Genomic DNA, 19,315 nt, shown 5'->3' on the forward strand with positions numbered 1-19,315 from the left:
TGCGCTGCGGTCAATGGTGATTGCATAGCCTGAAACACACCGGGTTTGGCCATCTATCAAACGCGAAACCAGGCCGTAAATGCTTCTCGACTCTTCCAGTGCAAGACGGACGCCTGATCCCTCAAAGGCCGCTGCGCCATGCTTGATAATTCGCGAGGCCCGCCTTTTCGCCGCCGCGGCCCGCTAGCAACTTAAACACAGTTGCTAAAGGGATTGTGCGGCGTTGATGGAGGAAACGAAGCGGCGCGTACGCTCCTGTTGCGGAGAGCGGAAAATGGAATCGGACGAGCCGGTTTCAACCACTTTGCCGGCCTCGAGAAACACGACGTTGTTGGCAATGCGCGAGGCAAGGCGCAAATCATGCGTCGCCATGACCATCGTCGTTCCCTCTCGTGCGAGTTGGCCGAGCACCTCGACAACCTCCTCTGACAGTTCAGGGTCCAGCGCAGATGTCGGCTCGTCGCACAACAGCACGTGGGGAGAGGGGCCGAGCGCTCTTGCGATTGCAACGCGCTGTTGCTGCCCGCCCGAAAGATTGGCGGGCCAGGCATCGGCCTTGTGCTCCATACCCACTTTGGTCAGCAGCTCCATGGCGCGATCTCTTGCCTTTTCGCGTGACCACTTCTGAACAATCAGCAGGCCCTCCATGACGTTTTCGATGGATGTACGGTGCGGGAAAAGCTGGAAATTCTGAAATACCATGCCCGTCTGACGGCGGATTTTCTGGATGGATTGCCATGCAACCTTGCGACCTGATGTGAAGGTGACCTCATCGGTGCCGATCCGCACTGTGCCCTCCGTGGGGAGTTCCAGCAGATTGATGCAGCGAAGCAATGTGCTTTTGCCACCTCCGGAAGGGCCAACCAGTGCCGTGACGCTACCTTCGGGAAAGCTCAGCGAAATGTCTTTGAGGATAACGGCTTCGCCGAAGCGTTTTTCAATGTTGGAAAGTTCGATCATCGGTTGGTCTCCATCACGCCGCCGTAACGGGCGAAACGAACTTCCAGACGCGCCTGCAAGCTTGATAGCACGGAACTGAGGGCCAGATAGATGATGGCCGCCTCGATATAAAGGATCAGCGGTTCATAGGTCGTGGCGACGATGCGTTGTGCGGACTGGAAAAGTTCCGGTACGGTAATGGCTGCGGCGAGCGAAGTGTCCTTCACCAGAGAAATGAAGGTGTTGGACAGTGGGGGAACAGCCACTCGGCTCGCTTGCGGCAGAATGGTGCGCTGCATGGCTTGACGCCAGTTCATGCCGGTCGAAAATGCAGCCTCCCATTGGCCTTTCGGAACCGACGAAATGGCAGCGCGAATGATTTCTGAGGTGTAGGCGCCTACATTCAGTGTGAAGCCGATCAACGCTGCGGGGAATGCGTCCAGCAGGATACCGATACTAGGGAGGCCGTAGAAGATGACGAACAGTTGCACCAGCAGCGGCGTACCGCGAATGACCCAGACGTAAAAACGCGCGAGCAACCGCAGCGGCGCAGGGCCGAACAGCCGGGCGACGGCGGTGGCGAGCCCTAGCGTTAGTCCAAGCGCGAACGAAAGCAGAGTCAGTGGGATGGTGAACTTCACGCCTGCCCACAGGAGCGTGGGCAGGGAATCCATCATCAGTTGAAGCCAATGCGGCACGGCAAACCCCTCAAAAAATGCGAAGTCCGGCGCTGGACGCCGGACCTTATGATCTTATCTCAACAATGACTTATTTTCTCGCAGGAAAATAGACGGGATGTCAGCCTACTTGGAGACGTCCTGACCAAAATACTTGTCGGAAATCGTCTTGTAGGTGCCATCAGCCTTGATGTCGGCCAGTGCCTTGTTGATGGAAGCAACCAGATCGTCGTCGCCCTTGCGCACGATAATGCCGGAATAATCAGCGTCCGGCTGTTCAGCGACGATTTTCACGGGTGCATTCGCCTGTTTCTTCTTGAAATCAAGATAGGAGAGGCTATCGTTGACGGTCGCGTCGGCGCGGCCTGTCAGCACCAGTTGGATAGACTGGTCGAAGCCATCTGTTCCAACCAGCTCTGCGCCCGCTTCTGTTGCCAGCTTGCCGAAGTTGCTCGTCAGCGATTGAGCCGATTTCTTGCCCTTCAGGTCTGCAAAGCCCTTGATGTCGGTGTTCTTCTCGCTGACGATCAGGACCGCCTTCGATGCGATGTAGGGATCGGAGAAAGCGTATTTCTGTTTGCGCGCTTCGGTGATGCCAACCTGATTGATCACGGCGTCGTAACGCTTGGAATCCAGACCGGCGATCAGGCCGTCCCACTTGCCCTCAACAAACTCGGCCTTGACGCCGAGCTTCTTGGCAACGGCTTCACCGATTTCTACATCAAAACCGACGAGCTTGTTTGCCGAATCATGGAAGGTAAAAGGCGCATACGTTCCTTCGGTTCCGATCTTGATGACGCCTTCGGACTTGATCTGGTCAAGATTTTCGCCAGCGAATGTCGGAGCGAACATGGCAGCGTTCAGTGCGGAGGCGATTGTGATTGTCTTGAACCAGCGCATAATCTTCCTTTCAGAATTTTCTAATGATGTCTCTTCACATAAATCGTGCGGATTTAAACGGGACAAAGACGCAAAAAGATGCAGTTGAAGAGAATATTTTTCTCTTTTCCTGACGCGTTACGGGAATTTCCGGTTGAAGGTTGGATGCTTACTCTCTGAAGGCGAGCTATGTGCCGCATTATGGCAGAATCATTTGAAAATTCAGCGCTATGGCAATTCTGAGCCATCGGTCTGTCAAGGTCATTTCGAGTTAATTTCTACGGTCGGAAACAGCGCCTGTTAATCCTTTGTTAACCACATTCGCGGTACCTGATTGTCAATGATTTCTTTACCAAGATGACCAAAGTGCTAACAGACACCTCACGTTCAATCCGCATCAAGGGCCGCTCGTTTCTCGCGGTCGTGCTCTCTCCTGAACAGCCTCTGGACCAATGGCTTGAGCGTTTGGATGATCTGGCAGCACGTTCTGCCGGTTTCTTTTTGTCGCGTCCTGTTGTTCTGGACGTCGCGGATTTGAAGCTGGACAAGGCAGGCTTGAAAGGCCTTCTCGCCGAGCTTTTTTCCCGTAATGTCGCGATCATGGGAATTGAGGGCGCCCGTCCGTCCATGATCGAGCCCGGCATGCCGCCTGCTTTGAAGGGCGGAAAGGCAGCGTCGGACGTCGAGGTCGAGCCGGTATCGCTCGCCACAGCCGAAGTCGCGGAAGACGTTTCAAAGCCGCCGGTGACGGAAATCCGTAGCGTGGTTCAGTCGCTGATGATCAGCGAGCCGGTTCGTTCCGGTCAATCGATCATCTTTCCCGAGGGCGATGTGACGATCGTCGGGTCCGTGGCCTCCGGTGCAGAAGTCATCGCTGGTGGATCGATCCACATTTACGGTGCGCTGCGCGGACGCGCCATGGCAGGCTCGCTTGGCAACGCTTCGGCGCGGATCTTCTGCAAGAAGCTTGAGGCCGAGTTGCTGGCCATCGATGGCGTCTACAAGGTGGCTGAAGATATCGACCCGAAGTTTCGCGGTCAGGCCGTCCAGCTGTGGCTGGAAAACGATACGATCAAAGCGGACAAACTCAATTAAGCCGTAAGCGGCAAAACGAACAGGAGAGCAGGATGGGGAAAGTCGTCGTCGTTACGTCCGGCAAGGGAGGCGTTGGAAAAACCACGTCCACAGCCGCGCTTGGTGCTGCGCTGGCACAGAATAACGAGAAGGTCGTCGTTGTCGATTTTGACGTCGGTCTTCGCAATCTGGATCTGGTGATGGGCGCGGAACGCCGGGTCGTCTACGATCTTGTCAACGTTATCCAGGGTGATGCGAAACTGCCGCAGGCGCTGATCCGCGACAAGCGTCTCGATACACTGTTTCTCCTCCCGGCATCGCAAACACGCGACAAGGATAATCTGACGCCTGAGGGTGTTGAATGGGTCATCGGTGAGCTGAAGAAGCATTTCGACTGGGTCATCTGCGATAGCCCGGCTGGGATCGAGCGCGGTGCGACCTTGGCGATGCGTCATGCGGATGTGGCCGTTGTCGTCACCAACCCGGAAGTGTCCTCGGTTCGCGACTCCGATCGCATTATCGGCCTGCTTGATTCCAAGACGCTGAAGGCCGAGCGTGGCGAGCGCATGGAAAAGCACCTGCTGCTGACCCGTTATGATTCGGTTCGGGCCGAACGGGGCGATATGCTGAAGGTCGAAGACGTACTGGAAATTCTGTCCATTCCGTTGATCGGCATCATTCCTGAAAGCATGGACGTTTTGCGTGCATCCAACGTCGGTGCGCCTGTTACCTTGGCGGATGCAAAGTCTCCGCCTGCCATGGCTTATTTCGATGCGGCACGTCGCCTGCGCGGCGAAGACGTTCCCATGATGATTCCTGGCGAAAAGCGTGGCATCTTCGCCAAGTTCTTCGGGAGGGCCGCATGAGCATCTTCAACCTTTTCCGCAAACAGAAATCGGCGCCTCTTGCCCGTGAGCGGTTGCAGGTTCTGCTGGCGCATGAACGCAACGGTGTCGGCAATGAGCTTGTCGCCTTGCTGCGTGAGGAAATTCTGGCTGTCATCGCCAAACACGTGCAGATCGACAGCGATAAGGTTCATGTCAAGATGGACAGTGACGAGCACATGTCGTTACTGGAAATCGATGTGGAAATCCCCTTGTCGGCACAGTTGCGCGCTGCCTGAGACCTGATCCACACAATAAAAAGCCGCCTGAATCATCGTTCAGGCGGCTTTTGTGCTTTAGACTGCGCGTCGGCGGCTCGGTAATTGCGGTAGAAAGACCGTGAGCAAGCCGAGGAGGGGCATGTAGGAGCAGACGCGATAGACGAATTCTATGCCTTCGCGGTCTGCAAAGACCCCGAGAACCGCCGCTCCGATGCCGCCAAAGCCGAAAGCGAAGCCAAAGAACATACCCGCAATCAGCCCCACGCGCCCTGGCACGAGCTCCTGCGCAAAAACCACGATGGCTGAAAATGCCGACGAAAAGACAAAGCCGATCAGCACGACAAGAATGGCTGTCCACATCAGATTGGCATAGGGCAGAAGCAGCGCAAACGGGATGACACCAAGGATCGAGAACCAGATGACGACCCGCGAGCCGAACCGGTCGCCAATCGGGCCACCGAAAAACACGCCCGCAGCGGATGCGCCAAGGAACAGGAACAGCAGCAGTTGCGCGTCCTGAACCAAAAGGCCGAACTTCTCGATGGTGTAGAATGTGAAGTAGCTTGAAAGGCTGGCAAGATAGGCGTTCTTGGTTGCCGTCAGAATGATAAGGACGACCAGCGTCATGATGACCTTGTTTTTGGCCATGGGCAAGGCGCGGCTGGCTGGCGGCCGGCCGGCATTGCTTCGACGGTGACGGCTGTACCAGACACTGACCCAGGACAGAACGGCAAAGCCGATCAGTGCAATTACCGAAAACCAGCTGAGGCTCTGTTGTCCCATCGGCAGCACGATGAAGGCGGCCAAAAGCGGCCCGATGGCCGTGCCGGTGTTGCCACCAACCTGAAAGAAAGACTGTGCCAGGCCGTGACGGCCACCGGACGCAACGCGCGCCACGCGTGACGCCTCGGGGTGAAAAATGGCAGAACCGATGCCGATCATGCAGGCGCCGATGACCAGAACCGCAAAACTATGTGCGTAAGCGAGCGTAAACAGCCCAGCGCAGGTCGACAGCATGGCGACCGGCAGCGAAAACGGCATCGGCCATTTATCCGTCGCTATGCCCACCGCAGGCTGTAGCAGCGAAGCCGTGACCTGAAAGGCGAATGTCAGCAAACCAATCTGAACGAAATCAAGCGCATAATTCGCCTTGAGAAGCGGATAGAGCGATGTCAGCAGCGACTGCATGATATCGTTGAGCATATGGCAGAAGCTGGCTGCGGCGATGATGGAAAATGTCGTTCTTTCGGCACTGAAGCTCGTGCTGGTCACACTCGCCATGGGTCTCTCTCCAGATACTCGGCATGATTTTGCGTTCTTGTAACCCCATTGTTTTCGGCCTGCTTTTGTGGTGTGGTCTAGTTTTTACGCGAGTGGGCCAAATGTCGGATGGTCAGTCCCATAGATCAGGCTTTCTGCGCAGCGACGAGCATGACGCCATGCTCCGTTTCATCGACGGCAATAATGAATCCGTGCTGGCGCTTCGCCGCCTCTATCCCGAAGGCTTCAAGAGCCCGGTGCATCTGCACGGAAAAACCCAGCTGTGGTTTGCCCATAGTGGGGTCGTGGTGGTCAGTACGGGTGATGGGCGCTGGATGATTCCACCCGGCCATGGGCTGATCATTCCCGCTGGATTGCAGCACTCCAGCGAAATGATCAGCGAAGTGGAAATGCATTCCGTCTACGTGCACCGCGATGTCATCATCACCGACAGGCCACGCGTCGTCGAAGTCACCGCTCTCGCTGGAAACCTGATCGAGGAACTCGTTCAGGATGACGTGAAACGATCAGCGACGCGCAGGCGCGAACTGGTCATGGAACTGCTGATGGATGAAATCAGTCAGCTTCCCGAAAAGCCGCTGGGGCTCCCCTTTCCGTCTCACCCACATATTGCTGCGCTTTGCAGGCATTTTCTCAGCGCCCCAGCCGCCAACACCAGCATCGACGATTGGGCGCTGGCGCTGGGCATGAGTCGACGAACATTTACCCGCCTGTTTCGCGCGGAAACGGGTGTAAGTTTCGTCACATGGCGCCAGCAAGCTTGTATTTTCGCGTCTTTACCGCGTCTGGCTAGCGGGGAGAGCGTAACAAATGTCGCGCTGGATGCGGGATATGAGAATGTTTCGGCCTTCACCACCATGTTTCGCCGCATGTTGGGCAGATCACCAAGCGCTTACCTCAAATCATCGGGCATACGAATAATCAGGCATCCATGATTGGAGAATCTGCTGTCGCTAAGACACCTTCTCGCGCAGCCAATCCACCAGTTTTGCCGTGGCACCTTTTCTGCCGGATGAGCCCATCAACCAATATCCCCGGTCCGGGGCTTCAAGTTCAGGGCCGACACTGACAAGTGCGCCAGTTTTCAGCAGATCATCCACCAGACCCGCCCAGCCAAGCGCCAATCCCTGTTGGCCGATAGCGGACTGGACCACCAGGGAATAGGTGTTGAAGCTTATGTCGCCTCTGCCATGTTCGATATTTCTATGGATGCCAGCAGCGGCGAGATAACTGGGCCAATCGTGCCACGTCGATGCCCAGGAACTTTCGAGGTGGATAAGCTTCAGTTTTGCCAAATTTTCTGGCGTTACCATGTCAGATGCGACGTCTAAAAAGCCGGGTGCGCAAACGGGCCTTACTTTCTCCGGCAGCAGCAACGTCGCGTTTCGTCCCGCCTCTTCGCGGGTTCCGAAAATGACTACAACATCATTTTCACCCGTATCCTGACGGAGCGGGTTCTGTGTCGCGGCGATCTGAATGTTGATGTCGGGATATCGGGCGCGGAATTCCTGCATTCTGGGAATGAGCCATAGCGACGAAAACGCATAGTCCGTGTGCAGCCGAACGGTCGCTCTTTCATCGGTCTTGAACGTCCCGGCCAACTGGTCGATCTCTGCAACGTGACGGCTGACAAGGTCGTAGAGCGCCTTGCCTTCCTGCGTCAGTTCGACACCGCGATGCTGGCGCTTCAAAACGCGGATACCCAGTTCATCTTCAAGACGCCTGATCTGATAACTCACCGCAGGCTGCGTCAGACCCAACCCCTGTGCCGCTGCGGTCAGACTGCCGCGCCTGCCGATTTCCTGCAATATCCGCATCCATCCCAGATTGATCGGTCGATCAGCCATAAAAAATCCTTTTGCCAGATATCAAAAAATATCCGCTTCACGGCAGAGATCAATCTGTTGTTCACTAAAATACTTGATGAATCGGAGAACAGCGATGAACGGGAATTTTCGTACGGGGCGCATCACCGCAGGCATTCTTTTGGTCATTGCTGCTTTTGCAGGCAACGCACAGGCAGCGGATGACGCTGCCTGCAAGGTGGTCCGGCTGAGCGATCCCGGTTGGACCGACATCACCGCGACCAATGGCGTGGCAACAGTTTTGCTGGGCGCGCTTGGATACGAGCCGGACGTTAAGACGCTATCCGTTCCAATTGGCTATCAGGCCATGAAAAACGCAGAGATCGACGTTTTTCTCGGTAACTGGATGCCCGCCCAGAAGTCGTTCATAGACGATCTGACGTCCGCGAAGGCTGTCGAAATTATCGGGCAGAACCTGGAGGGCGCGAAGTTCACGCTCGCCGTTCCATCCTACATGGCGGAAAAAGGCATCAAGAGTTTCGCTGACCTGTCCAAACATGCAGATGAGTTCGACAAGAAAATTTATGGAATCGAACCTGGTGCTCCAGCCAACCAGAATATTCAGAAAATCATCGCCGACGAGAAATTCGGTTTGAAGGACTGGGAGTTGGTCGAATCCGGTGAACAGGCAATGTTGTCTCAGGTGGAGCGCGCGGCCAAATCCAAAAAGGGTGTCGTGTTCTTGGCTTGGGCACCTCATCCGATGAACGAGAAATTCTCGATCGAATATCTGTCCGGTGGCGATGATTATTTCGGACCGGATTTTGGCGGCGCGCAGGTCTACACGCTGGCCAGAACCGGTTGGACGGCACAGTGCCCGAACGCTGCCAGCCTGTTTAAAAACCTTAAATTTGATGTGGGCATGGAAAACAAGCTCATGGGCGAAATTCTCGGCGGTCAGACGTCCACCGATGCGGCAACAGCGTGGCTCAAAGCCAATCCGAAAATCATCGACACATGGCTTTCCGGTGTGATGACGCTGGATGGCAAGCCGGGTGATGCTGCGGTCAAGGCCGCGGTCGGTCTGTGATATCGGGATAAACATGCATGACGCGTCAGAATTTTCTCATCCTCATGGTCGATCAGTTGAACGGAACGTTCTTCCCTGATGGACCAGCGGATTTTCTCCACGCGCCGCATTTGAAGGCTCTGGCGGAGCGCTCCGTTCGTTTCTCCAACAGCTATACGGCCAGTCCGCTTTGTGCGCCTGCACGTGCGTCATTCATGTCCGGCCAACTTCCAAGTCGTACACGGGTTTACGATAATGCAGCGGAGTTTGCGTCTGATATTCCCACCTACGCGCACCATCTGCGGTCAGCGGGCTATTACACCGGTCTTTCAGGAAAGATGCATTTCGTCGGACCGGACCAGCTGCATGGTTTCGAAGAACGACTGACGACGGATATCTACCCCGCGGATTTCGGCTGGACACCTGATTATACCAAGCCCGGCGAGCGGATAGACTGGTGGTATCATAATCTTGGCTCCGTCAGTGGGGCGGGCGTTGCCGAAATCACCAATCAGATGGAATATGACGATGAGGTCGCCTACCACGCCACGCGGAAACTCTACGACCTTTCACGCGGGCTGGATGATCGTCCCTGGTGCCTGACCGTCAGCTTCACCCATCCGCACGATCCGTATGTCGCAAGGCGTCAATATTGGGATTTATACGATGATTGTCCGGCACTTGATCCGCAGACCGGGCCACTGCCGTTCGCAAAGCAAGATCCGCATTCGCAGCGCCTGCTGGAAGCCTGTGATCACCGCGCCTTTGAGATAACACCTGAACAGGTCCGGCGCGCGAGACAGGGGTACTTTGCCAATATCTCCTATGTCGATGACAAGGTCGGCGAGATCATGGATGTTCTGAAACGCACGCGAATGGACGATAACACGACGATCGTTTTTCTCTCCGACCATGGTGACATGCTGGGCGAACGCGGTCTGTGGTTCAAAATGTGCTTCTTCGAAGGTTCAGTGCGTGTGCCCTTGATGATCTCAACGCCCGGTTGGAGCGCAAAGCATGTCGATACGCCGGTCTCGACGCTGGATGTGACGCCGACCCTGTGTTCTCTCGCTGGTTTGGATATCACTGCGCTGAAACGGTGGACCGATGGCGAGGATTTGTCCGGGCTCGCGCAGCAATCGACCAAACGGAGCCCCGTCCCGATGGAATATGCAGCCGAGGGATCAATCGCGCCATTGGTGGCCATACGCGACGGGCGCTACAAGCTGACGATCTGCGAAAACGATCCTCCGATGCTATTCGACCTGGAAACTGATCGAAACGAGCGCTACAATCTTGCAGGTGATCCGCGCCATCAGGCGACTTTGGCGTCGCTTATGGGGCAAGTGAAAAGTCGCTGGAAATTGGCCTCTTTCGATGCCTCCATTCGCGAAAGTCAGGCACGCCGACAGGTGGTCTACAAGGCGCTGCGAAATGGTGCCTACTACCCATGGGACTATCAACCGCTCCAGAAAGCATCTGAGCGCTACATGCGAAACCACATGGATTTGAATGTTCTTGAAGAAAACCAGAGATTTCCTCGGGGTGAGTGATCCCCGAGGCGGGATGCGAGACGCTGTGCTTGACGCCGAAAAATGATAGCCCACATATTTCAGAGACTATCGGCCTCAGTGTGCCAAACACGAAGAACGATCATCAGCAGAGCGATCTGACGATCACGCAGCTTTTGTTGCCGCCATGTTGGCAGACGTCTCGCCCTGGTGTGTTGCATTCAGACGGCGCGCGACGACGTCGTGGTTCAGCCACTGAACGGGCGCACGTGGTTGAGACGATGCGCCGAAAATCAGTTGACCAGTCGCTTCAACGACAAGCGCGCTCAACAGATCGCTGATCATATTCTTGTTGTCACGATGCATCGCAGTGATTTCGTTCGACGTGCCGATGGTCAGATCAGCCTGCGTCTGGCTGTTGGGCATTGGCCAAGCAGTGAAATCGTAGAACGGGACCATGACGTCGCTGGCCTGCAGATTGCTGATCTTGCGCATGACGTCATCAAGCGTGAAACCGTCGGCCAGAAGTGCCTCGCAGGCGGCCCACTGCTCGTCCGCCCACTTGCCGCCGTTTTCTTTTTTAAGCGCCAGCAAGAGCGGTATCAACGGCAGTTCAATGCCCGTGAACACATCGGAAGAATTCGTACGAATCTCAGGGCAGTTGTACACGCAAGCCTTGATGCCCTTGGCCCAAGCTTCTTCAGCAATGCCTTCGAGACGCATCTTTGCGTAGCCTTGGGTGTAATTCGTGTAGGTCTGCCAACGGTATTCACCGTCGATCAGGATGCCTGTTCCATGGTAACCGTAGGCCGTATAGCGAACCTGTCCACCGGATGCTTCAACGCGTTCGCGAATGGATGCGCTGGCCTCGATCAGGTGGCGGAACGTGTTGGCTGAAACCTCGTCAAAATTCCGCAGAATCAACTTGCCCATATCGCTGTCGATCAACGACTGCGACGACATGTGGCGCGCTCCGGTGCCCTTGTAGATGCGATTGGCAATGACCAGGAAAACCTTAGCTTTGGGAATTCCGCCTGCCATCGTATGAGCGAAGAACACGTTGCGGCCATTCGGGATCATGTCATTGAGCTTAGCCATGACCTGCGACAGCGACTCTTTAAAACGAGCTGTGGCAACGGCCTGGCATTTTTCGATGTAATCCCAGTCTAGCTTTTCGTGCTGCCAGCTTTCCAGCGTCAGGCCAGCGAGAAGATCTGTCGGTGTCGGGCCGTTTTCAGGCGCATCGAGATCGAACCCAGCCATCATCGGCACGTTGATGATCGTTCCGCCAAGGCGAGCTTCGGCTTCGGAAAGCTCGTCGCTGGTCAGAGGGCGCAGAGCGTTGTTTTCGTCACGACGTCCAACCGTGATGCCAACGATGCGCATTCCAGCTTTTCGGGCCTGGTCAAGAAGGCCTGTCGCATAGCCACGTCCGAACAGTTCGCCGAACAGTACAAAGACGTCGCCTTTTTTAAACACGGTGTTTTCGGAGATAATCTCCATCGCAATCGGGTTTTTCATGTGCTCAGTTCTTCAGATTGGGGCGTCGGCAAATCACCGCGACAGTTGTGTAAGACTAAATGACTGCAGACGCCCCAGAAAGAAAGTCATTTAAAATGACGGAATATATCAAAGCGTGAAGTGAGGTGCCGTTGGGTGCCGGCCAGACCCCATTCGGCGTCACACTCTGCTGATGATCTGACGTAACGTCGGCGTGTCTGGATGGACACAGCGGAAAAATCGCTTGGGAAAAATCACCTCCATCGGCGCTTTGGCAATAGGTGATTAACCTTTATTTTCTATCTCATTTGCTGTGCCGAATGTCCGTTTATGATGAGTGTACAGGCTGTGATGCGTATTCCCCGTTCAAATTTAAACCATTCCATCAATACGATAGAAGAGAGGGGAGCAAAGAAGCCCGTGGCAGAACCGAATGTGACGCTAAGCGCGTCAGACGGAATGATTCCGTTGACGGCTGATCAGCGTGCCGTAATGGGTCATAACGCAGATCAGATTGCCGCTAACGCGATCGAGGGGCGTGACGAGATGCCGTTGTGGCAGAACGCCTTTACCCTTGGGCCCAATGTCCGCTTTACCCGGACCCCGCAAAATATCGTTGCGGGAAAGCAGTCGACAGGTAGTGCGCCTGGCAAAGCCGAGGATGACGTCGATTCCCTTGTGCACGCAGACATCAAGCCTGTCAGTGTCGAATCAACCGAGCCAAAATTGACGGATGAAGAGCGCAAAATCGCCCGGCCCGCCGTGTTGCCGCAGCCGCCGGGCGCGATTGGCGCTCTCGCTTTGACATACCGCCTGCGTCGCGAATTGGCGTTGAAGCAGAGAGAGGTCGCCGAGCCCGTTGAGTCGGCGTCCGAGACGGCCCAGCCGACACAAGCAAATGTGGTGGAGCAGGTCGATGTGGCTTGCTTTCCTTCCGAACGTGACACCAAAAATTCTGTCGAAACGCTGGATGTGCCTGCCTTCGCCGCGTCTCTGTCAGACGAGATGTTCTGGGAGGCGATGAGCCTGGATGTGGGCGGCGCCTTGCTGCCGCCTTCAAAGCCCATGCGGCTGGCAGAACTGGCCCGGATCAAGGCTCAGACCGTGGCTGCAACCCCAGCCCCAGTCAAACCAACGGCACCTGTTGTTCAAAGACCCGCTGCGGTGCAGATTATCCGTCAGCCAAGACCCGTTGCCGACGCGCCTGTTCTCTCCAACGCTGGGGAATCGGCTGTCGCGCTGTATCGACAACTGGACATTCGTGCTGTTGGATCAAGGGAACCAGTTGTCGAGACCGTGGACGACGTTATCGCGGCACCGGTCGAAGAAACGGTCCAGGTTGCCTCTCCCTTCGAGCAAGCCACCATCTCGGCTCCCGTTGCCAGCCCGCCGCGTCGCGAGATGCGTACGGTCGCTCGCAACAATCAGCCCATGTTCCTGGATGCTCCGGTTTTTTGCGAAGGTGAATACGAATACCCGCCCATCGACCTGCTCCAGAAGGCGCAGGTTCTGCAAACGACGACGATGACGCCGGAAGCGCTGGAACAGAGCGCCGGTCTGCTGGAAAGCGTACTCGAAGATTTCGGGATCAAAGGCGAGATTATCGATGTTCGTCCCGGTCCGGTCGTCACGCTCTACGAGTTTGAGCCTGCGCCTGGCGTCAAGTCTTCGCGTGTCATTGGCCTCTCGGATGATATTGCCCGTTCCATGTCGGCTCTGTCTGCCCGCGTTGCCGTGGTGCCCGGCCGCAATGTCATCGGTATTGAATTGCCCAACCCGGTGCGCGAAACGGTCTATTTCCGCGAGTTGATCGAATCATACGATTACGCTGAAACGCGGATGAAGCTGGCGCTTTGCCTCGGCAAGACCATTGGCGGCGAGCCCGTCGTAGCCGAACTCGCCAAGATGCCGCATCTTCTGGTGGCTGGTACCACGGGTTCCGGCAAGTCGGTCGCCATCAACACCATGATCCTGTCGCTGCTCTACCGGTTGAAGCCGGAGGAATGCCGCCTGATCATGGTCGATCCCAAGATGCTGGAACTGTCGGTCTATGATGGCATTCCACACCTGCTGACACCGGTTGTAACGGACCCGAAAAAGGCTGTGATGGCGCTGAAATGGGCCGTGCGGGAAATGGAAGACCGGTATCGCAAGATGTCGCGGCTGGGTGTGCGCAATATCGATGGTTACAATGCCCGTGCGGCGTCTGCCCGTGCCAAGGGCGAAACCGTGATGTGCAATGTGCAAACCGGGTTTGACCGTGCGACGGGTGAAGCCGTCTACGAACAGGAGGAAATGGACCTTACGGCCATGCCGTACATCGTCATCATTGTCGATGAAATGGCCGACCTGATGATGGTTGCCGGTAAAGAGATCGAGGGTGCAATCCAGCGGCTGGCGCAAATGGCACGCGCTGCCGGTATTCACCTCATCATGGCGACACAACGACCCTCCGTCGATGTGATCACCGGCACCATCAAGGCCAATTTCCCGACGCGTATTTCTTTCCAGGTGACTTCCAAGATCGACAGCCGCACGATCCTGGGTGAACAGGGTGCCGAACATCTGCTGGGGCAGGGCGACATGCTGCACATGGTGGGTGGCGGACGCATTGCGCGTGTGCACGGTCCTTTCGTCTCTGATGAGGAAGTTGAAAAGGTCGTTGCGCATCTGAAGACACAGGGACGCCCGGAATATCTGGGCACCGTGACCGAAGATGCCGATGAGTCCGATGACGGCGAGGAAGAAGACAGCGCCGTCTTCGACAAGACCGCCATGGCCGAAGATGACACTGCCGATCTCTACGAAAAAGCCGTGAAGGTCGTTCTGCGCGACAAGAAGTGCTCGACCTCCTATATTCAAAGGCGCCTGTCGATTGGGTACAATCGCGCCGCATCTCTGGTGGAGCGCATGGAACAGGAAGGGATCGTTGGACCTGCCAACCATGTCGGCAAACGCTCGATCATCATCGGTGAGCGCGATATGTCCGAGGTTCCCGGCGCCGTGGACTGATCAATCCGCTGCGACCAAGCTAGTGGGAGACCGCAAACCCGGCAACACGTGCCGGGTTTCTCATCGCGCGGGCTGGTTCAGGCTGCGGGGACGATAGGTCATCTCTTTGGTCCACTGGTTGGCCGGTGCCGGGCGTCCGACGTAATAGCCCTGCGCCTGGTCGATCCGCAGTTCTTTGAGAAGCTCAAGCTGCTCGGCGGTCTCGACCCCTTCGGCCAGAATTTTATGACCCCGGTTTCGAATGAGGGCGATGATATCGCTCAACATGACTTTCCCACGCGGCGTCTGCGCGTCGTGCAGAAACGACTTGTCGATTTTTACCGTGTCGAAATCGATGAGCCTCAGCCATGAGAGGCCGGCGAAACCCGTGCCGAAATCATCGAGCCATATTTTAATCCCGAGTGTCTTGAGATCGCTGATGCAACGCAGGACATCGGAATTCATGTCCATTTCCAGGCCCTCGGTGATTTCGAAAGCCAAACGTCCACCGGAGACGCCGACATCCCCCAGAATAGCTGCCACCGATGTCGCAAACCCCGGACTCTTGAGCTGGATGGGTGAAACATTGACGCTGACGATCGGTATTTTCTCGCAGTTCAGCGCCTGCTGGCACGCGGTGCGGATCGCCCACAGGCCAAGCTCCATGATCGTCCCTGTCCGTTCGGCGATGGGAATGAAGATGCTGGGTGGCACATGCGTTCCATCCAGAAGTTTCAGCCGCATCAAGGACTCCGCGCCGATGGTGATGTTGGTTCTCAGATCCTTGATCGGCTGATAAACCAGCGATACCAGATTTTGGGCAATCGCGATATTCAGAAGTGCTGCGACATTTTCCGTGTCGTCGCTGTGTTGCGGGTCGTTGGGGTCGAATAGCTTGACGGTGTTGCGGCCACTCTCCTTTGCAAGATAAAGTGCGCGGTCGGCCTCGTTGATGATCCGTTCCAGCTTCGGGTCCTGTTGCGGACGGGTAAAGGACGCGCCGACACTGACCGTGATGACCGATGTCCCATCCCGGCGCCTTTCATGGGCCAGATGCATATCCTGTACGGTCGTCCGAAGTGTCTCTGCAATATCTTCTATGTCTTTAGGCGCCGTAAAACGAGCAAGCGCTATGAACTCTTCTCCACCGTAACGACCGATCACGGCATCGAACCGGCTCATGCTGGCTTGTAGCGTCTGTGCAACCTGGATCAGGCACCGGTCGCCCTCCTGATGCCCATAGAAGTCATTGTACTTCTTGAAGAAATCTACATCGATCAAGAAGACCGCGAAGTTGTGCTGGTGGTTGGTCCAACCATCCCAAAGCTGCCTTAGACGGCTATCGATAGCGCGTCTGTTTTCGAGACCGGTCAAAGGGTCGGTGTTTGAGAGATGGAGCAGCGCTTCTCCGCGCTGTTCTGCCTCGCGCTGCTGGACCTTCGCCTCGATGGCGTTGAGAAAGACCTGGTACCGCTCGCGGTTGAGACGCAAATTGACGTAGGACGTGAAGACGAAACACGAGAAATAGAATGCCCCGAAATTGATCTGGTAATAGATGTCCTCGTGAAAATAGCTGAGAGCGAGGAAGTATATGACCAGCACGAGGCTTGAGGCGATCAGCGACAGAACGAAATTGAACGTGAAAAACAGGTTCGCACCCATCATGAAGATGGCGCCGAAGACCATGTAGTAGGACATGTTGGTGACGTACGACGTCATCAAGGCCGGCATCAGCCAGGCGATATAACCACCGACCAGCGCCGTAGCACAGGCGATGTCCATGTGGCTCGTCTTGACGTTTGCACGGATTTGCATTTCCAGCATCATCAAGGCGGCAATGCCGACGACGAACCGTGCAAACATCGTGTGTGGTGAAACATCCGGGATAAGCAGGATGTCGGTTACCGAAAACAACAGATAGATCGGCACCGCGATCCACAGCCCCTGCCGTATCGAGGTGCGTCTGCTGGCGTCTGCCTCTTTTAAGAAAAGCGCTCTCGAAGCATCGATTGACCGCTCTTGTGATTCATCCAGTTGCGGACCAAGTCCCACCACATCTGCCAAAGTGTGCGTCATGCACTTTTCCATAGGTTGTAATAATAGTGCCAGTTTACATCCAGAAAAATTGTGGAATACATTTCCAGAAATTTTTCGTTACTTCCGTTTCTTCAATCTGGTGATGTCAGAAACAAGAGACATTCCCGCTATTATGGCGTGCGTAGAGCTTAAATTTGTTTAAGCAAAAAGAAAATTACAATCGATCTTCCGTTTACCTTAATAAAAAGTTTCCCGTCAAACGGTGGTTTTATGCATGTGCACCACATTGACTTGCATTCAAATAAGGAGTGAATTGTTTCAAAGTTAACAAAGCGTTAATCAGGAGATTTATCTTTGTCCAATGTGCTGAATAAAAAGTTCGATGGTGAAAGTCTTATTACACCTGAAACAATATCAGATGAAATATTCGCTCAACGCTCAGACGATTTTAAAGAGCAAATTGCAATTGCCGAAGCTGAAGTCGCAATCCTTCTCAATTTGGCGCACCAGCAATTTCTGAGTGATGTTGCGCCGCAGCAAATTATACATGAAGTCGCGGGACGGTTACATCAATGCAGGGAAAGATACCACTCGAGCGTGTGGAAAGAGATCATTCCGCTCGTTCAGAACCATCCCGTTGCGGCGTATTTCCTGCAGGATCCCTTCACCCATTGGTCGTTTGACAAACCGCGCGGATATTCCGGCGATGCCCAGCTTCTCGACTTCATCTACGGCCACCCAAGTGTTCAGGACAAGATTGCCGCCGCATCGCCGATTGGCACAGCGCTTTACGACTATACCAAGGATGCGTCATCCTCTGTGGCCGTGCGTGAGCGCCGCGATATACTGACGAAATATATCGACGACGTTGCCAATACGCGTGGCCCAGACACGGAAATATTGACAATTGCCGCCGGGCATTTGCGTGAAGCCAATGGCTCGTCTGCCTTGGCGCAGGGCAAAATCAAGCGTTGGGTCGCCCTCGACCAGGACCCGCTCAGCGTCGGTGCCATCATGCGGGATTTCCACGGAACCTGCATCGAGGCGATCGACGGGTCGGTGCGTGGAATTTTGTCGCGCCGCCAGGAACTCGGCACATTCGACTTCGTCTATGCGGCTGGTCTTTACGACTATCTGGTCGACAAGGTGTCGATCAAGTTGACGCAGCGCTGCCTGGAGATGCTGAAGCCTGGCGGCAGTTTCCTGTTCGCGAATTTCTCTCAGGATATCGGCGTGGATGGCTATATGGAATCCTTCATGAACTGGGCGCTTCTTTTGCGCACAGAGCAGGATATGTGGCATATCATCAATTCCAGCATTGACCCGTCATTGGTCGAAGCAGAGGTGTTTTTCGGTGAAAACCGCAACATCGTCTACGGGGTCATCCGCAAGAAAGCCTGATGGATCTCTCCGACTGTCGCGATGCTGCACGGCGTCGCGACGGATGTTTGAAAATCGTTCAGGAGTGATTCCCTTCCAAGTCGAAACGCTCTAATGATTTTGCGCTGACATGGCGTGTCTTTGGAGTGCATGATGGACAATAAGCGATATTATTCTGATTTTGGCGGCCTTCCGGGCCAGACTGAATTGCTTTCGAGCAAGGCAACGTTCACCACGGCCTATGCCGTCATTCCCAAGCGTGTGATGTCGGATATCGTCACAAGTATCCTCCCGCATTGGGCAGAGACACGCGCCTGGATCATCTCGCGCCCGATGACGGGTTTCTCCGAGACCTTCGCGCAATATGTCATGGAGGTTATGCCCGGCGGTGGCAGCGATAGACCGGAACCGGACGCACGCGCCCAAGCCGCAATTTTCGTTGTCGATGGTGAGATGAGCATTGAGTACGAAGGCGAAAGACACGCTCTGCGCGCGGGCTCTTTCGCCTATATTCCTGCTGGAAGCGTCTGGACGCTACGCGGCGAGGGCAATATCCCCGTCAAATTCCATTGGGTCAGAAAAGTCTTCGACGTTGTCGAGGGGCTGGAGTTGCCACCTGCGATCTTCACGCATGAAGACGACCATGAACTTTCCGCCATGCCTGATACAGATGGCAAGTGGGCAACCACGCGCTTCATCGATCCCGCAGATGGTCGGTATGACATGCACCTCAACATCGTCACGTTTGAGCCGGGTGCAACCATTCCCTTCATGGAAACCCATGTCATGGAACACGGGCTATTCGTGCTGGAAGGCAAAGCCGTCTACAGGCTGAACAATGACTGGGTGGAGGTTGAAGCGGGCGATTTCATGTGGCTTCGCGCATTCTGCCCGCAAGCCTGCTATGCGGGTGGTCCTGGACGTTTCCGATACCTTCTCTACAAGGATGTAAACCGGCACGTAAAGCTTTGGTAATGTCGGTTTCGCCAAGTTGGCTTAAGCTTCCAATGAAACCGGATGCGTAGGGGTGCGGCGCATACCTGTGCCAGCTTTCCCAGCATGCGCAG

At 55.3% G+C, this 19,315-nt stretch carries 16 protein-coding genes; 9 read left to right on the forward strand and 7 right to left on the reverse strand.

What is annotated here, in order from left to right; all coding sequences use genetic code 11:
- Positions 1-204: 204 nt before the first annotated feature.
- From GGQ73_RS00985 to GGQ73_RS00995, 3 genes are all read right to left on the reverse strand, one after another.
- Positions 205-960, reverse strand: a complete 756-nt coding sequence (locus tag GGQ73_RS00985; protein WP_183893251.1) for an amino acid ABC transporter ATP-binding protein — start codon at positions 958-960, stop codon at positions 205-207.
- On the reverse strand, positions 957-1,637 hold the full coding sequence (locus tag GGQ73_RS00990) for an amino acid ABC transporter permease (protein WP_183893253.1): 681 nt from the start codon (positions 1,635-1,637) through the stop codon (positions 957-959). Before GGQ73_RS00990 ends, GGQ73_RS00985 begins: the two co-directional genes overlap by 4 nt.
- A gap of 105 nt (positions 1,638-1,742) precedes the next feature.
- Entirely contained in the window at positions 1,743-2,516 is a 774-nt protein-coding gene (locus GGQ73_RS00995; protein ID WP_183893255.1) for an amino acid ABC transporter substrate-binding protein, read from the reverse strand.
- A gap of 336 nt (positions 2,517-2,852) precedes the next feature.
- Between GGQ73_RS00995 and minC the strand changes: the two genes are divergently transcribed.
- The 3 genes from minC to minE are packed head-to-tail and all read left to right on the forward strand — an operon-like array spanning position 2,853 to position 4,692.
- Positions 2,853-3,590: a septum site-determining protein MinC gene (gene minC / locus GGQ73_RS01000; protein WP_174155183.1), complete on the forward strand. Its 738-nt coding sequence runs from the start codon at positions 2,853-2,855 to the stop codon at positions 3,588-3,590.
- Between the two features lie 32 nt (positions 3,591-3,622).
- Entirely contained in the window at positions 3,623-4,435 is an 813-nt protein-coding gene (gene minD / locus GGQ73_RS01005) for a septum site-determining protein MinD (protein WP_174155181.1), read from the forward strand.
- Positions 4,432-4,692: a cell division topological specificity factor MinE gene (gene minE / locus GGQ73_RS01010; RefSeq protein WP_174155179.1), complete on the forward strand. Its 261-nt coding sequence runs from the start codon at positions 4,432-4,434 to the stop codon at positions 4,690-4,692. The genes minD and minE overlap by 4 nt, the downstream gene beginning before the upstream one ends.
- A gap of 57 nt (positions 4,693-4,749) precedes the next feature.
- Here minE and GGQ73_RS01015 read toward each other — a convergent pair whose 3' ends face one another.
- Positions 4,750-5,955 carry an MFS transporter gene (locus tag GGQ73_RS01015; RefSeq protein ID WP_183893257.1) on the reverse strand — a complete coding sequence of 402 codons (1,206 nt, stop codon included), beginning with the start codon at positions 5,953-5,955 and terminating at the stop codon, positions 4,750-4,752.
- Positions 5,956-6,056: 101 nt separating this feature from the next.
- Between GGQ73_RS01015 and GGQ73_RS01020 the strand changes: the two genes are divergently transcribed.
- Entirely contained in the window at positions 6,057-6,890 is an 834-nt protein-coding gene (locus GGQ73_RS01020) for an AraC family transcriptional regulator (protein ID WP_183893259.1), read from the forward strand.
- 18 nt (positions 6,891-6,908) lie between these two features.
- Here the strand turns inward: GGQ73_RS01020 and GGQ73_RS01025 are convergent, their stop codons facing one another.
- Entirely contained in the window at positions 6,909-7,802 is an 894-nt protein-coding gene (locus GGQ73_RS01025; protein WP_183893261.1) for a choline sulfate utilization transcriptional regulator, read from the reverse strand.
- Positions 7,803-7,896: 94 nt separating this feature from the next.
- Between GGQ73_RS01025 and choX the strand changes: the two genes are divergently transcribed.
- Positions 7,897-8,850: a choline ABC transporter substrate-binding protein gene (choX, locus tag GGQ73_RS01030; RefSeq protein ID WP_183893263.1), complete on the forward strand. Its 954-nt coding sequence runs from the start codon at positions 7,897-7,899 to the stop codon at positions 8,848-8,850.
- A 17-nt stretch (positions 8,851-8,867) separates the two neighbouring features.
- Complete coding sequence (gene betC, locus GGQ73_RS01035) at positions 8,868-10,382, forward strand: choline-sulfatase (protein WP_183893265.1); 1,515 nt, start codon at positions 8,868-8,870, stop codon at positions 10,380-10,382.
- A gap of 123 nt (positions 10,383-10,505) precedes the next feature.
- On the opposite strand, the gene GGQ73_RS01040 is transcribed toward betC, so the two are convergent.
- Positions 10,506-11,861: an enoyl ACP reductase FabMG family protein gene (locus tag GGQ73_RS01040; protein WP_183893267.1), complete on the reverse strand. Its 1,356-nt coding sequence runs from the start codon at positions 11,859-11,861 to the stop codon at positions 10,506-10,508.
- Between the two features lie 309 nt (positions 11,862-12,170).
- Here GGQ73_RS01040 and GGQ73_RS01045 point away from each other — a divergent pair, with 309 nt between their 5' ends.
- Complete coding sequence (locus GGQ73_RS01045) at positions 12,171-14,852, forward strand: DNA translocase FtsK (RefSeq protein ID WP_183893269.1); 2,682 nt, start codon at positions 12,171-12,173, stop codon at positions 14,850-14,852.
- A 60-nt stretch (positions 14,853-14,912) separates the two neighbouring features.
- Here GGQ73_RS01045 and GGQ73_RS01050 read toward each other — a convergent pair whose 3' ends face one another.
- Positions 14,913-16,907, reverse strand: coding sequence for a putative bifunctional diguanylate cyclase/phosphodiesterase (locus GGQ73_RS01050; RefSeq protein WP_183893271.1), 1,995 nt, complete (start codon positions 16,905-16,907; stop codon positions 14,913-14,915).
- Between the two features lie 324 nt (positions 16,908-17,231).
- Here GGQ73_RS01050 and GGQ73_RS01055 point away from each other — a divergent pair, with 324 nt between their 5' ends.
- Both GGQ73_RS01055 and GGQ73_RS01060 read left to right on the forward strand, forming a co-directional pair.
- The gene (locus GGQ73_RS01055) at positions 17,232-18,269 is read left to right on the forward strand and encodes a class I SAM-dependent methyltransferase (RefSeq protein ID WP_183893761.1); all 1,038 of its coding nucleotides are present in this window, start codon (positions 17,232-17,234) and stop codon (positions 18,267-18,269) included.
- Positions 18,270-18,401: 132 nt separating this feature from the next.
- Positions 18,402-19,223, forward strand: coding sequence for a bifunctional allantoicase/(S)-ureidoglycine aminohydrolase (locus GGQ73_RS01060; RefSeq protein WP_183893273.1), 822 nt, complete (start codon positions 18,402-18,404; stop codon positions 19,221-19,223).
- Positions 19,224-19,315 lie beyond the last annotated feature (92 nt).

Origin of the sequence: Rhizobium skierniewicense, from assembly GCF_014196515.1 — a bacterium.
Taxonomy (GTDB): Bacteria; Pseudomonadota; Alphaproteobacteria; order Rhizobiales; family Rhizobiaceae; genus Agrobacterium; species Agrobacterium skierniewicense.

What these genes read in the sequence shown, in the direction of transcription:
- betC (WP_183893265.1), top strand. Translation starts at nt 8,868, where the DNA reads ATGACGCGTCAGAATTTTCTCATCCTCATGGTCGATCAGTTGAACGGA.
- GGQ73_RS01040 (WP_183893267.1), bottom strand. Translation starts at nt 11,861, where the DNA reads ATGAAAAACCCGATTGCGATGGAGATTATCTCCGAAAACACCGTGTTT.
- minD (WP_174155181.1), top strand. Translation starts at nt 3,623, where the DNA reads ATGGGGAAAGTCGTCGTCGTTACGTCCGGCAAGGGAGGCGTTGGAAAA.
- GGQ73_RS00995 (WP_183893255.1), bottom strand. Translation starts at nt 2,516, where the DNA reads ATGCGCTGGTTCAAGACAATCACAATCGCCTCCGCACTGAACGCTGCC.
- GGQ73_RS01045 (WP_183893269.1), top strand. Translation starts at nt 12,171, where the DNA reads ATGATGAGTGTACAGGCTGTGATGCGTATTCCCCGTTCAAATTTAAAC.
- GGQ73_RS01060 (WP_183893273.1), top strand. Translation starts at nt 18,402, where the DNA reads ATGGACAATAAGCGATATTATTCTGATTTTGGCGGCCTTCCGGGCCAG.
- choX (WP_183893263.1), top strand. Translation starts at nt 7,897, where the DNA reads ATGAACGGGAATTTTCGTACGGGGCGCATCACCGCAGGCATTCTTTTG.
- GGQ73_RS01025 (WP_183893261.1), bottom strand. Translation starts at nt 7,802, where the DNA reads ATGGCTGATCGACCGATCAATCTGGGATGGATGCGGATATTGCAGGAA.
- GGQ73_RS00985 (WP_183893251.1), bottom strand. Translation starts at nt 960, where the DNA reads ATGATCGAACTTTCCAACATTGAAAAACGCTTCGGCGAAGCCGTTATC.
- minC (WP_174155183.1), top strand. Translation starts at nt 2,853, where the DNA reads ATGACCAAAGTGCTAACAGACACCTCACGTTCAATCCGCATCAAGGGC.
- minE (WP_174155179.1), top strand. Translation starts at nt 4,432, where the DNA reads ATGAGCATCTTCAACCTTTTCCGCAAACAGAAATCGGCGCCTCTTGCC.
- GGQ73_RS01015 (WP_183893257.1), bottom strand. Translation starts at nt 5,955, where the DNA reads ATGGCGAGTGTGACCAGCACGAGCTTCAGTGCCGAAAGAACGACATTT.
- GGQ73_RS01020 (WP_183893259.1), top strand. Translation starts at nt 6,057, where the DNA reads ATGTCGGATGGTCAGTCCCATAGATCAGGCTTTCTGCGCAGCGACGAG.
- GGQ73_RS01050 (WP_183893271.1), bottom strand. Translation starts at nt 16,907, where the DNA reads ATGACGCACACTTTGGCAGATGTGGTGGGACTTGGTCCGCAACTGGAT.